The following is a 12460-nucleotide window of genomic DNA, read 5'->3' as shown; positions in this document are numbered from 1 at the left end:
GAAGCTTTTCGCTAAAGAGGATTTTTTGAATGTCGCAGAAATTTGACGTAGTAGTGATCGGTGCAGGTCCTGGCGGCTACGTAGCTGCCATCAAGGCCGCGCAACTGGGCCTGAGCACTGCCTGCATCGAGAAGTACACCGACGCTGAAGGCAAGCAAGCCCTGGGCGGTACCTGCCTGAACGTAGGCTGCATTCCGTCCAAGGCGCTGCTCGACAGCTCCTGGAAGTACAAGGAAGCGAAAGAAAGCTTCAACGTTCACGGTATCTCGACCGGCGAAGTCAAAATGGACGTCGCTGCGATGGTTGGCCGCAAGGCTGGCATCGTCAAGAACCTGACCGGCGGCGTTGCCACCCTGTTCAAGGCCAACGGCGTAACTTCGATCCAGGGCCACGGCAAGCTGCTGGCTGGCAAGAAAGTCGAAGTCACCAAGCCGGACGGCTCGGTTGAAGTCATCGAAGCGGAAAACGTCATCCTCGCGCCAGGTTCGCGTCCGATCGACATTCCACCGGCTCCGGTTGACCAGAAAGTCATCGTCGATTCGACCGGTGCGCTGGAATTCCAGTCCGTGCCTAAACGTCTGGGCGTGATCGGCGCTGGCGTGATCGGTCTGGAGCTGGGTTCGGTATGGTCGCGTCTGGGTGCAGAAGTGACTGTGCTCGAAGCGCTGGACACCTTCCTGATGGCAGCCGACACCGCTGTTTCCAAGGAAGCGCTGAAAACCCTGACCAAGCAGGGTCTGGACATCAAGCTGGGCGCTCGCGTGACCGGTTCGAAAGTCAACGGCGAAGAAGTCGTGGTGAACTACACCGACGCCAACGGCGAACAGACCATTACGTTCGACAAGCTGATCGTAGCCGTTGGTCGCCGCCCGGTGACCACTGATCTGCTCGCAGCCGACAGCGGCGTAGCCCTCGACGAGCGCGGTTTCATCGCCGTCGACGACCACTGCGTAACCGCCGTACCGGGTGTATTTGCCATCGGTGACGTGGTTCGCGGCATGATGCTGGCGCACAAGGCGTCCGAAGAAGGCATCATGGTCGTTGAGCGCATCAAGGGCCACAAGGCTCAGATGAACTATGATTTGATCCCTTCGGTTATTTATACTCACCCGGAAATCGCGTGGGTTGGCAAAACCGAGCAGGCGCTGAAGGCCGAAGGCGTTGAAGTCAACGTCGGCACCTTCCCGTTCGCAGCTTCCGGCCGTGCCATGGCTGCCAACGATACCGGTGGTTTCGTCAAGGTCATCGCCGATGCCAAGACCGACCGCGTATTGGGCGTGCACGTGATTGGCCCGAGCGCTGCGGAACTGGTTCAGCAGGGCGCGATCGGTATGGAATTCGGCACCAGCGCTGAAGACCTGGGCATGATGGTCTTCTCCCATCCGACCCTGTCCGAAGCGTTGCACGAAGCTGCTCTGGCAGTGAATGGCGGTGCCATCCACGTTGCCAACCGCAAGAAGCGTTAACTGAATAATAAGAAACCACGGCGGTAGCGGCCCGTCGTGAGCCTTGCGAGCAAGACTCACCGCGGAATGTCCGCCGGACGCAGTCTTGCGTAGCTCAGCTACGCAAGCAGCAGTCACAGGTGGCGCGGCACTCAAACGAGCGCAGCGCCGAATGCGCAGTACCTAACGAAGACGGTAAAAAGCATGAATCTTCACGAGTATCAGGGTAAGCAGCTGTTCGCTGAATACGGCCTGCCAGTTTCCACTGGTTACGCAGTAGACACCCCGGAAGCAGCAGCAGAAGCTTGCGACAAAATCGGCGGCAGCGAGTGGGTTGTCAAAGCCCAGGTCCACGCCGGTGGTCGCGGTAAAGCGGGCGGCGTAAAGCTGGTTCGCAGCAAAGAAGACGCCAAAGCCTTCGCACAGCAGTGGCTGGGCAAGCGTCTGGTGACTTACCAGACTGACGCCAACGGCCAGCCAGTCACCAAGATCCTGGTTGAATCGTGCACTGATATCGCTAAAGAGCTGTACCTGGGCGCTGTCGTTGACCGTTCGAGCCGTCGCATCGTGTTCATGGCTTCCACCGAAGGTGGCGTGGACATCGAGAAAATCGCTCACGACACTCCTGAAAAAATTCTCAAGGCCACTATCGATCCACTGGTTGGCGCTCAGCCATCCCAGGGTCGCGAGCTGGCATTCCAGCTGGGTCTGGAAGGCAAGCAGGTCACTCAGTTCGCCAAGATCTTCGTAGGTCTGGCCAAACTGTTCAAAGACCACGACCTGGCTCTGCTGGAAGTGAACCCGCTGGTGATCAAGGCTGACGGCGATCTGCACTGCCTGGACGCGAAGATCAACATCGACGCCAACGCCATGTACCGTCAGCCTAAGCTGAAGGCATTCCACGATCCGTCGCAGGACGATCCGCGCGAAGCGCACGCTGCCAAGTTCGAACTGAACTACGTAGCACTGGAAGGCAACATCGGCTGCATGGTCAACGGTGCCGGCCTGGCCATGGGTACCATGGACATCGTCAACCTGCACGGCGGCAAGCCAGCCAACTTCCTCGACGTAGGTGGTGGTGCTACCAAAGAGCGCGTGACCGAAGCATTCAAGATCATCCTGTCCGACAGCAATGTCGCCGCAGTACTGGTCAACATCTTCGGCGGCATCGTTCGCTGCGACATGATTGCCGAAGGCATCATCGGCGCTGTGAAAGAAGTCGGCGTGAAAATCCCGGTTGTTGTTCGTCTGGAAGGCAACAACGCTGAACTGGGCGCTAAAGTACTGGCAGAAAGCGGTTTGAACATCATCGCTGCTACCAGCCTGACCGACGCTGCTCAACAAGTCGTTAAAGCTGCGGAGGGCAAGTAATGAGCGTCCTGATCAATAAAGACACCAAAGTCATCTGCCAGGGTTTCACCGGCGCGCAGGGTACTTTCCACTCCGAGCAAGCCATTGCCTATGGCACCAAAATGGTTGGCGGCGTGACGCCGGGCAAGGGTGGTACCACTCACCTGAACCTGCCAGTGTTCAACACCGTGAAAGAAGCCGTAGAAGCCACTGGCGCCACCGCCAGCGTGATCTACGTACCGGCTCCTTTCTGCAAGGACTCGATCCTGGAAGCGGCATTCGGCGGCATCAAGCTGATCGTGTGCATCACCGAAGGCATTCCTACCCTGGACATGCTGGACGCGAAAGTGAAGTGCGACGAGCTGGGCGTAGTCCTGATCGGCCCTAACTGCCCAGGCGTGATCACCCCAGGCGAATGCAAGATCGGCATCATGCCAGGTCACATTCACTTGCCAGGCAAAGTCGGTATCGTTTCGCGTTCCGGCACCCTGACCTACGAAGCTGTGAAGCAGACCACTGACGCCGGTTTCGGTCAGTCGACTTGCGTCGGCATCGGTGGTGACCCGATCCCGGGTTCGAACTTCATCGACATCCTGAAGCTGTTCCAGGAAGACCCGCAGACCGAAGCGATCGTGATGATCGGCGAAATCGGCGGTTCGGCTGAAGAAGAAGCGGCGGCCTACATCAAGGCTAACGTGACCAAGCCGGTTGTTTCCTACATCGCCGGTGTGACTGCTCCTCCGGGCAAGCGCATGGGCCATGCTGGCGCAATCATCTCTGGCGGCAAAGGCACTGCAGACGAGAAATTCGCTGCTCTGCAAGACGCAGGCGTGAAAACCGTGCGTTCGCTGGCAGACATCGGCAAGGCCCTGGCCGAGCTGACTGGCTGGGAAGTGAAGAAGTAAGCTTCGGCTGACTTTTCAGCTCCAGCAACAAAGGCCACCTTCGGGTGGCCTTTGTCGTTCCAGCGCAGCGGCAAGCTGCAGGCTACAAGCTCGAAACTTGCAGCTTGCGGCTGCTTTTCTTATGTAAACGCGACACGGAAACGTCGTGTATCGGATAGTTCGCCCTCTAACAGTGCGTTTTCGTGCCAGATTCGTTAGGCTGGCGGCCATTTTGCAGTGCGTCGCCCACAAGGCAGCCACGCAGCTTCACAGGTCAGTCCCATACGGATCGACAGCATTTCCCTAATCCCACAGGGCAATCCCCCTCTAAATTCCGATTTCAGTAGTGTGGTATTACCTTAATGAAAGTTTTGAAAGGTCAGGACATCCTGGCACTTGGTTTTATGACGTTTGCCCTGTTCGTAGGGGCCGGTAACATCATTTTCCCGCCGATCGTCGGCTTGCAGGCCGGACCTCACGTCTGGATGGCTGCACTGGGCTTCCTGATCACTGCAGTCGGTCTGCCGGTGATCACTGTTGTTGCGCTGGCCAAGGTCGGTGGCGCGATGGACGCGTTGAGCAGCCCGATCGGCAAGATCGCCGGCGGTATCCTTGCGGCGGCTTGCTACCTGGCAGTCGGCCCGCTGTTCGCCACGCCGCGTACCGCGACCGTGTCGTTCGAAGTGGGTCTGGCGCCACTGACCGGCGAAAGCCCGTTGGCGCTGTTCCTGTACAGCTCGGTGTACTTCCTGCTGGTATTCTTCATTTCCCTGTACCCGGGGCGTTTGCTGGACACTGTTGGCCGTTTCCTCGCGCCGCTGAAAATCATCGCGCTCGCCGTACTCGGTATCGCCGCGTTCGCCTTGCCGGCCGGTGACATCGGCCACGGTACGCCGGAATACGTTGCCGCGCCGTTCTCCCAAGGCTTCATCAATGGTTACCTGACCATGGATACCCTCGGCGCACTGGTGTTCGGCATCGTCATCGTCAACGCGATCCGCTCCCGTGGCGTCGAGTCGCCCAAGCTGATCACCCGTTACGCGATCATCGCCGGGCTGATTGCCGGTGTCGGTCTGGCGCTGGTGTATGTCAGCCTGTTCCGTCTCGGTTCCGGCAGCCATGAAGTAGCGGTCGGTGCCACCAACGGCGCGGCGGTCTTGCACGCTTATGTGCAACACACCTTCGGCTCGCTGGGCAGTGGTTTCCTCGCCGTGCTGATTTCGCTGGCGTGCCTGGTGACTGCGGTCGGCCTGACCTGCGCCTGTGCCGAGTACTTCAGCCGCGTGCTGCCGCTGTCGTACAAGACGCTGGTGATCATCCTCGCGGCGTTCTCGCTGCTGGTGTCCAACCTGGGCCTGACCAAGCTGATCGCCTTCTCGATCCCGGTACTGACCGCTATCTACCCGCCGTGCATCGTGTTGGTGGCGCTGAGCTTCTGCAAAGACTTCTGGCATGAGCATGGCCGCATTCTTGGCCCGGTGATGTTGGTGTCGTTCGTCTTCGGCAGCATCGACGCGCTGAAAGGCGCCGGTCTGGCTGACTGGCTGCCAACCCAGCTCAGCCACCTGCCGCTGAGCGAGCAGGGTCTGGCGTGGCTGGTGCCGTGCGTGATGACGCTGGTGGTTGCTGTGGTGTGCGATCGCCTGCTGGGCAAGCGCAGCGAAGCGGTTGCCTGACCTGCTCTGATCCGCCACAAGCGGATCCCGCAGGATTAAACGGAAATGCCCCGTATCAATCGATACGGGGCATTTTTTATGCGCATCAGGCAGTGTCTTTTTGGCTGAGCTAACGTCGAAGGGTTGCGTCGCTTTCATGTAGGCGTGAGCCTGCTCGCGATAGCGGTGTGCCAGTCACCATTGAGGTTGCCTGACACACCGCTATCGCGAGCAGGCTCGCTCCCACAGGTAAAGCATCCATAATCACAGGGATTTGCATGTCGTTCATCCAAGCCAACCTGATCCATCTGCTCGCCGCGCTCTGGTTTGTCATCTGTTGGGGCGGTTACACCCGTTATGCCACCTGGAAGGCCCGCGACACGGCGTGTCTGGCCAGCGTTTTGCACCTGTATCGCGAGGACTGGATGCGCCGCATGCTGCTGCGTGACAATCGGATTGCCGACGCCAGCGTGATCGGCAACCTGGAGCGCAACGCCTCGTTCTTCGCCTCCAGTACCTTGATCATCCTCGCCGGTATTCTCACCGTGCTCGGTGCGTCTGACCGGGCTGTGTCGCTGTTGGCGGACATCCCCATGGTCCAGCAGGCGTCGCAGGGCATGTCGGAGATCAAGTTGCTGTGTCTGGCGCTGGTGTTCGTCTACGCCTTCTTTACTTTCAGCTGGTGCATGCGCCAGTACAACTTTGCGGCGATTCTGGTCGGCTCGGCGCCAATGATCGGTGAGCGACATGTTTCCGAGCAGGAGCGCAAAGCCTTCGCCTCGCGAGCCGCACGGGTGATTTCGATGGCGGCTAACCAGTTCAACTTCGGTTTGCGCTCTTACTACTTCGGCATGAGCATGCTGGCCTGGTTCGTCAGTCCGTGGCTGTTCATGATCATGAGTGCTGGTGTGGTGGTGGTGTTGTATCGCCGCGAATTTCATTCCGACGTGCTCGATGTCATGGTCTATACCCCTACCGAGGCACCTGTGCCCGAAACCAATAAAGAGGCCGCTTGATGAGTATTCCGTTCTGGTGTGTGTTTATCAGCGCGTTGTTGATTTATATCGCGCGTATGCCGGTGGGCAAGGCGATGAAAGAGCAGGGCGGGTATGACAATCACCTGCCGCGCCAGCAACAGGCGCAATTGACCGGTTACGGCGCACGCGCACTGGCGGCGCATCAGAACAGTATCGAAGCGTTCATCCTGTTTGCGGTCGGCGTACTGATGGCGCACACCACGCAAACGGCGGGATGGTTGATCGATGCATTGGCGATCGTCTTCGTGATCGCGCGGGTTCTGTACTTGTGGTTCTACCTGGCGGATCTGCCGAAGTTGCGCAGTCTGGTCTGGCTGGTTGGCTTGATCGCTTCGTTGTTGCTGATGATTAGTCCGACTTTTAGAACGGTTCTGTTGTAAGCGGCCGTTGCTCCAAATCCCGGACAAAAGAAAACCCGCACTTGGCGGGTTTTCTTTTACTGCGTCAAAAGCGCTTTATTGCTTCTTGGCAGCTTCGTCTTGAGCGGCAGCGTTCGATTCAGCCTGAGCTTTGGCAGCTTCGGCGTTTTCTTTCGCAGCGTCGTTCACTTTATCCTGAGCTTTGTTCATGTCCTGCTGAGCTTGCTCAGCATGTTGGTTGGCATCTTGAGCTTTGTCCTCGGATTTTTTATCGCAGGCAGCGAGACCGAGGGAAGCGGTCAACATCAAGGCAATAGCTAAAGTCTTACGCATGGGGTGTTTCTCCTTATGGAAAATAACTACTGGCCTTAAGAACTCGGGGCTGCGGGTTAAGTTCCTCATTTGTTTCAGATATATAAGTTTGTTTTATCACGGAACTTTTGCCGCTTTTCTCACTACTGGCAAAAGGCTTTAACGCGAGTAATTATCATATGGCTGAAAACAGCGTTTTTGAGCGCGCGACGCGGTTTCTATCGGCGTTACGCCACTGTCAGGTGCTGGGGTTAAAGGTGCAGAGTGCCTCCAGCGAAGGTCTGACGGTGATCCTGCCTTACAGCCCGCAGATCGTCGGCAACCCGCAAACCGGGGTGATTCATGGCGGCGCGATTACTTCGCTGATGGACACGGCCTGTGGCATGTCGACCTTGTGCGTGCTGGCGGAATTCGAAGTCTGCCCGACCCTCGATCTGCGCATCGATTACATGCACGCCGCCGAGCCGCATAAAGATGTCTATGGTTTTGCCCAGTGCTACCGGGTCACCACTGACGTGATTTTCGCCCGCGGATTCGCCTACCAGGACGACCCCGAGCAACCCATTGCCCACGTTGTCGGCACGTTCATGCGCATGGGCAAGGCACTCAAAGGTATTCAGGGCTTTGGCGGCGCAATCAAGGGAGGCAAGCGGTGAGCGATGATCTCAAGCAGCAATTGCAGCGGGCCCACGCGCAAGGCGACTATGCGCCGTTGCTGAAGCTGATCCCCTACGCCGGCCTGATCGGCATCGAGTGCTCGCGCGTCGGCGATGAGCTGCTGTTCAAGCTGCCGGCGAACAAGGACAACATTGGTAACCCTTTATTGCCGGCGATCCACGGCGGGGTGATTGCCGGGTTCATGGAGCTGGCGGCCGCCCTGCATCTGCTGATTTTCACCGGCGCCCCAGGTGTGCCGAAGATCATCGATTTCTCCCTCGATTACCTGCGCGCCGGGCAATTTCGCGACACTTGGGCCAAGTGTCAGGTCTGCCGCCAAGGACGCCGAGTCGCTAACGTGGCGATTACCGCCTGGCAAACGACCGAGGCCGAACCGATTGCCACCGCTCGCGCGCACTTCAAAATCGATGAACCCTTGAAATCCTGAACAGCGCCCCAAACTCAGATGACAACCCGCCGCCGACCATTCGGGTCGCGGCCACTGCCATCTGATTGGAGTTTGATGACCATGAGTGTGGAAACTCAAAAGGAAACCCTGGGCTTCCAGACCGAGGTAAAGCAGCTGCTGCACCTCATGATCCATTCGCTGTATTCGAACAAGGAAATCTTCCTGCGCGAATTGATCTCGAACGCCTCTGACGCTGTCGACAAGCTGCGCTTCGAAGCGCTGGCCAAGCCAGAGTTGCTCGAGGGCGGCGCTGACCTGAAAATCCGTGTGAGCTTCGACAAGGACGCCAAGACCGTCACTCTCGAAGACAACGGTATCGGCATGAACCGTGACGATGTGATCACCCACCTGGGGACCATCGCCAAGTCCGGCACTGCCGATTTCATGAAAAACCTGTCCGGCGATCAGAAGAAGGATTCGCACCTGATCGGCCAGTTCGGCGTAGGTTTCTACTCGGCGTTCATCGTGGCCGACAAGGTTGACGTGTACAGCCGTCGCGCCGGCACTGCCGCCAGCGAAGGCGTGCACTGGTCGTCGAGAGGCGAGGGCGAATTCGAAGTCGCCAACATCGACAAGCCAGAGCGCGGTACTCGCATCGTTCTGCATCTGAAGTCCGGTGAAGACGAGTTCGCCGATGGCTGGCGCCTGCGCAACATCATCAAAAAGTATTCCGACCACATTGCGCTGCCGATCGAGCTGCCGAAAGAAGTCACTCCGGCCGAAGGCGAAGAGGCTCCGGCCGTCGAGTGGGAAACCGTCAACCGCGCCAGCGCCCTGTGGACCCGTCCGCGCACTGAAGTGAAGGACGAGGAATACCAGGAGTTCTACAAGCACATCGCGCATGACTTCGAGAACCCGCTGTCGTGGAGCCACAACAAGGTCGAAGGTAAGCTCGAGTACAGCTCGCTGCTGTACGTGCCGGCTCGTGCGCCGTTCGACCTGTACCAGCGTGAAGCGCCGAAAGGCCTGAAGCTGTACGTACAGCGTGTGTTTGTCATGGATCAGGCCGAGTCGTTCCTGCCGCTGTACCTGCGCTTCATCAAAGGCGTGGTTGATTCCAACGACCTGTCGCTGAACGTGTCGCGGGAAATCCTGCAAAAAGACCCGATCATCGATTCGATGAAGACCGCGCTGACCAAGCGCGTGCTCGACATGCTGGAAAAACTGGCGAAGAACGAGCCTGAGCAATACAAAGGCTTCTGGAAAAACTTCGGTCAGGTCATGAAAGAAGGCCCGGCAGAAGATTTCGCCAACAAAGAGAAAATCGCCGGTCTGCTGCGTTTTGCATCGACCCATGGCGACGACGGCGAGCAGATCGTCGGTCTGGCCGACTACCTGGCCCGCGCCAAGGAAGGTCAGGACAAGATCTACTACCTCACCGGCGAGACCTACGCGCAGGTCAAGAACAGCCCGCACCTGGAAGTTTTCCGCAAAAAAGGCATCGAAGTGCTGCTGCTGACCGACCGCATCGATGAGTGGCTGATGAGCTACCTCAGCGAGTTCGACGGCAAGACCTTTGTCGATGTGGCACGCGGTGACCTTGATCTGGGCAATCTGGACTCGGAAGAGGACAAGAAGGCTGCAGAGGAAGTCGCCAAGTCTAAAGAAGGTCTGGTTGAGCGCCTGAAAACCGCGCTGGGCGATTCCGTTGCGGAAGTTCGCGTCTCGCATCGCCTGACCGATTCGCCAGCCATTCTGGCGATCGGCGAGCAGGACCTGGGTCTGCAGATGCGCCAGATCCTCGAAGCGAGCGGGCAGAAGGTGCCTGATTCGAAGCCGATCTTCGAAATCAACCCAAGCCATCCGTTGATCGAGAAACTCGATGGCGAGCAGAGCGAAGGGCGTTTCGCTGACCTGGCGCACATCCTCTTCGATCAGGCTGCACTGGCTGCCGGCGACAGCTTGAAAGACCCGGCTGCTTATGTGAGCCGTCTGAACAAGCTGCTGGTTGAACTGTCGGTTTGATCACGTTGTAGGAAAAACCCGCTTCGGCGGGTTTTTTCATTCTGGTGTTTAACGAATCAGGAGTCAGAAATGAGCCAAGTCACTGTACGTTCCGTGGTCTACCAGATTGACGGCCAGCTTTATGAAGGTCGTTTGGCCTTCGACGCCGAGCACAAGGGTGCGCTGCCGGGTTTGTTGATGGCGCCGAACTGGATGGGCGTCAGCGCCGGTGCCGAAGACATCGCCAAAGCGGTAGCTGCCAAGGGTTATGTGGTATTGATCGCTGACGTCTACGGTCAAAGCGTACGTCCACAGAATGCCGATCAGGCGCTGGCGGCGATGATGCCGCTCAAGGACGACCGCGCCTTGCTGCGCAAACGCCTGCAGGTGGCTTTCGAGCATTTGCAGAGCCAAGGCGAAGCGACGGTGGATACCGCGAAACTGGCGGTGTTCGGTTTCTGTTTTGGCGGCTGCTGTGCACTGGATCTGGCCCGCACCGGCGCGCCGGTGAAAGCGGCGGTGTCGTTCCACGGCACGCTGGACTCGCCGAACCCGGCGGATGCGCAGAACATCAAGGGCTCGGTACTGGTGCTGCACGGCGCGTCCGATCCGTTGGTGCCGAAAGAGCAATTGCCGGCGTTTGAAGACGAAATGAACGCTGCCGATGTGGACTGGCAGTTGCTCAGCTACGGCGGTGCGGTGCACTCGTTTACCGACCCGCATGCCAATGTGCCGGGCAAGATGATGTATGACGAGAAGACCGCGAAGCGCGCGTTCAAGTCGATGCATGATTTGCTGGATGAAGTGTTCAAGGGCTGATTCAGAAATCAGGCACCATTCTGTGGTGGCTGATAGGGCCTCATCGCGAGCAGGCTCACTCCTACATTTGGAATGCGTTCCCCTGTAGGAGTGAGCCTGCTCGCGATAGCAATTTTCCAGGCGATATAAATCTCAGGGTAACTCAATCCGCTCGACTTCCCCCGGCACCGTCGGCCAATCCCCGGCCGCCCATTTGCGCCGCGCTTCATCGATCGCCGTCGGGTCACTGGCAACGAAATTCCAGTTGATCCGCCGCGGCCCGTCCAGCGCCGCACCGCCGAATATCACCGCGTGCACATCACTTTCGGCAAACAGACTCATCTCTTCCCCGGCCGGCAGCACCACCAAGGCGTGGGCCTCGATGGCGTCGCCGTTCAGCTGCGCATCGCCGCTCAACACATACACCGCACGTTCCGCATGCTCGGTCGGAATCAGCAGCGTCGTTGCGCTCTGCATCCGTACTTCGGCATACAGCGTAGGAGAAAGCACCGGTACCGGTGATTCGAGGCAAAAGCCTGACCCGGCAATCATGCGGATCTGCACGCCGAGGTTATCGCTGACCGGCAAGCTCGCTGCCGGATGATGGCTGTAGTGCCCCGGCCCCTGTTCATGTTCCCTGGGCGAGGCCAGCCAGACCTGCAAACCATGCAAGGTAAAGCTTTGCGCCAGTAACGGCGCTGGGGTGCGCTCGACATGGGCGATCGCACTGCCGGCAGTCATCCAGCTGACATCACCAGCGCTGACTACTTGATCCGAGCCAAGGCTGTCCTTGTGTTGCAGTTGGCCTTCGAACAGATAGGTCAGGGTCGACAGACCGATGTGCGGATGCTGGCGGATGTCCATGCCTTTGCCGGTCGGATAAACCGTCTCGAGCATGTGGTCGAAAAACACGAAAGGCCCGACGCTGCGGCATTTGGCTGACGGCAGCGGGCGCAGGATCGGCTGGCCTTCGACGTCTTCGGCGCGCGGGCGGATGATCAGGGGTTGCGTATCCATGGGGATATTCCAGGCTGAGCGGGCGATGCCAGAAGCATAACCCGCCGCTGGCCATGGGAGGTTTATTGGCTGTCGAAGCCTTGCGGGGTGTGGGTTTCGATCGTCACGTCACTGGTAGTCATCAGTTTGTGAATCGGGCAACGGTCGGCGACCCGCAGCAGTTCGTCGCGTTGCGCGTCGGTGAGTACGCCTTTGAGGGTCAGGGTGACGTGCAGGACGTATTTGCCTTTCTGTTCTTCGCTGTTGTCGCGTTTGACATCGACGCCCACGCCGGTCAGCGGGATGTCTTTCTTCTTCGCGTACATCTTCAGCGTCAGCGCTTTGCAGGCGCCGAGTGCGGCATCGAAATAATCGTGCGGCTCTGGCGCCGAACCTTCGCCACCTGCCGTTTTCGGTACGTCGGCAAACAGTTCGTGGTCATCGATTTGTACGGTGTGACGATAGCCTTCAGCGGAGACGGTATTGACGGTAACAGTCATGAGAACCTCACAGGCAGCGGGAAAATCGTAGGGTCAGGCAAGACCTTGCAGTTA

Annotated in this window: 13 protein-coding genes; 10 read left to right on the top strand and 3 right to left on the bottom strand. The window is 58.5% G+C overall.

The genetic code is table 11. The features are described 5' to 3' along the window. Nucleotides 1-29 precede the first annotated feature (29 nt). The 6 genes from lpdA (at nucleotide 30) to J3P75_RS19640 (ending at nucleotide 6751) form a co-directional block, all read left to right on the top strand. On the top strand, nucleotides 30-1466 hold the full coding sequence (gene lpdA, locus J3P75_RS19665; protein WP_434590854.1) for a dihydrolipoyl dehydrogenase: 1437 nt from the start codon (nucleotides 30-32) through the stop codon (nucleotides 1464-1466). Nucleotides 1467-1649: 183 nt separating this feature from the next. Further along, nucleotides 1650-2816 carry an ADP-forming succinate--CoA ligase subunit beta gene (gene sucC / locus J3P75_RS19660; RefSeq protein WP_090282417.1) on the top strand — a complete coding sequence of 389 codons (1167 nt, stop codon included), beginning with the start codon at nucleotides 1650-1652 and terminating at the stop codon, nucleotides 2814-2816. Next, nucleotides 2816-3700, top strand: coding sequence for a succinate--CoA ligase subunit alpha (gene sucD, locus J3P75_RS19655; protein WP_090282418.1), 885 nt, complete (start codon nucleotides 2816-2818; stop codon nucleotides 3698-3700). The genes sucC and sucD overlap by 1 nt, the downstream gene beginning before the upstream one ends. Before the next feature lie 341 nt (nucleotides 3701-4041). Beyond that, nucleotides 4042-5355 carry a branched-chain amino acid transport system II carrier protein gene (gene brnQ, locus J3P75_RS19650; RefSeq protein ID WP_090282419.1) on the top strand — a complete coding sequence of 438 codons (1314 nt, stop codon included), beginning with the start codon at nucleotides 4042-4044 and terminating at the stop codon, nucleotides 5353-5355. A 257-nt stretch (nucleotides 5356-5612) separates the two neighbouring features. Further along, nucleotides 5613-6350, top strand: coding sequence for a DUF599 domain-containing protein (locus J3P75_RS19645; protein WP_434707880.1), 738 nt, complete (start codon nucleotides 5613-5615; stop codon nucleotides 6348-6350). Continuing rightward, the gene (locus J3P75_RS19640; RefSeq protein ID WP_434707879.1) at nucleotides 6350-6751 is read left to right on the top strand and encodes an MAPEG family protein; all 402 of its coding nucleotides are present in this window, start codon (nucleotides 6350-6352) and stop codon (nucleotides 6749-6751) included. Before J3P75_RS19645 ends, J3P75_RS19640 begins: the two co-directional genes overlap by 1 nt. A 75-nt stretch (nucleotides 6752-6826) precedes the next feature. Here the strand turns inward: J3P75_RS19640 and J3P75_RS19635 are convergent, their stop codons facing one another. Beyond that, nucleotides 6827-7063: a hypothetical protein gene (locus J3P75_RS19635; protein WP_008082962.1), complete on the bottom strand. Its 237-nt coding sequence runs from the start codon at nucleotides 7061-7063 to the stop codon at nucleotides 6827-6829. 158 nt (nucleotides 7064-7221) lie between these two features. On the opposite strand from J3P75_RS19635, the gene J3P75_RS19630 reads away from it, so the two are divergent. The 4 genes from J3P75_RS19630 to J3P75_RS19615 all read left to right on the top strand — a co-directional run bounded on the left by J3P75_RS19630 (nucleotide 7222) and on the right by J3P75_RS19615 (nucleotide 10931). Next, entirely contained in the window at nucleotides 7222-7698 is a 477-nt protein-coding gene (locus tag J3P75_RS19630) for a PaaI family thioesterase (RefSeq protein WP_434707878.1), read from the top strand. Then, the gene (locus J3P75_RS19625; RefSeq protein ID WP_434707877.1) at nucleotides 7695-8147 is read left to right on the top strand and encodes a PaaI family thioesterase; all 453 of its coding nucleotides are present in this window, start codon (nucleotides 7695-7697) and stop codon (nucleotides 8145-8147) included. The genes J3P75_RS19630 and J3P75_RS19625 overlap by 4 nt, the downstream gene beginning before the upstream one ends. An 81-nt stretch (nucleotides 8148-8228) precedes the next feature. Then, on the top strand, nucleotides 8229-10133 hold the full coding sequence (gene htpG, locus J3P75_RS19620) for a molecular chaperone HtpG (RefSeq protein WP_434707876.1): 1905 nt from the start codon (nucleotides 8229-8231) through the stop codon (nucleotides 10131-10133). Between the two features lie 69 nt (nucleotides 10134-10202). Beyond that, nucleotides 10203-10931 (top strand): dienelactone hydrolase family protein, encoded by a 729-nt coding sequence (locus J3P75_RS19615; protein ID WP_434707875.1) that lies wholly within the window; start codon nucleotides 10203-10205, stop codon nucleotides 10929-10931. Between the two features lie 132 nt (nucleotides 10932-11063). Here the strand turns inward: J3P75_RS19615 and J3P75_RS19610 are convergent, their stop codons facing one another. Beyond that, nucleotides 11064-11927 carry a pirin family protein gene (locus tag J3P75_RS19610; protein ID WP_434707874.1) on the bottom strand — a complete coding sequence of 288 codons (864 nt, stop codon included), beginning with the start codon at nucleotides 11925-11927 and terminating at the stop codon, nucleotides 11064-11066. A gap of 62 nt (nucleotides 11928-11989) precedes the next feature. Then, on the bottom strand, nucleotides 11990-12406 hold the full coding sequence (locus J3P75_RS19605; RefSeq protein ID WP_090282426.1) for an OsmC family protein: 417 nt from the start codon (nucleotides 12404-12406) through the stop codon (nucleotides 11990-11992). Nucleotides 12407-12460 lie beyond the last annotated feature (54 nt).

It is taken from the genome of Pseudomonas sp. R1-1 (genome assembly GCF_051132135.1).
In the GTDB taxonomy this organism is placed as follows: domain Bacteria; phylum Pseudomonadota; class Gammaproteobacteria; order Pseudomonadales; family Pseudomonadaceae; genus Aquipseudomonas.
This window is presented reverse-complemented; position numbering and strand designations above follow the sequence as displayed.

Coding starts and splice junctions, on each gene's coding strand:
- lpdA (WP_434590854.1), top strand. CDS start 30: ATGTCGCAGAAATTTGACGTAGTAGTGATCGGTGCAGGTCCTGGCGGC.
- J3P75_RS19630 (WP_434707878.1), top strand. CDS start 7,222: ATGGCTGAAAACAGCGTTTTTGAGCGCGCGACGCGGTTTCTATCGGCG.
- J3P75_RS19640 (WP_434707879.1), top strand. CDS start 6,350: ATGAGTATTCCGTTCTGGTGTGTGTTTATCAGCGCGTTGTTGATTTAT.
- J3P75_RS19645 (WP_434707880.1), top strand. CDS start 5,613: ATGTCGTTCATCCAAGCCAACCTGATCCATCTGCTCGCCGCGCTCTGG.
- sucD (WP_090282418.1), top strand. CDS start 2,816: ATGAGCGTCCTGATCAATAAAGACACCAAAGTCATCTGCCAGGGTTTC.
- sucC (WP_090282417.1), top strand. CDS start 1,650: ATGAATCTTCACGAGTATCAGGGTAAGCAGCTGTTCGCTGAATACGGC.
- J3P75_RS19615 (WP_434707875.1), top strand. CDS start 10,203: ATGAGCCAAGTCACTGTACGTTCCGTGGTCTACCAGATTGACGGCCAG.
- J3P75_RS19610 (WP_434707874.1), bottom strand. CDS start 11,927: ATGGATACGCAACCCCTGATCATCCGCCCGCGCGCCGAAGACGTCGAA.
- brnQ (WP_090282419.1), top strand. CDS start 4,042: ATGAAAGTTTTGAAAGGTCAGGACATCCTGGCACTTGGTTTTATGACG.
- htpG (WP_434707876.1), top strand. CDS start 8,229: ATGAGTGTGGAAACTCAAAAGGAAACCCTGGGCTTCCAGACCGAGGTA.
- J3P75_RS19605 (WP_090282426.1), bottom strand. CDS start 12,406: ATGACTGTTACCGTCAATACCGTCTCCGCTGAAGGCTATCGTCACACC.
- J3P75_RS19635 (WP_008082962.1), bottom strand. CDS start 7,063: ATGCGTAAGACTTTAGCTATTGCCTTGATGTTGACCGCTTCCCTCGGT.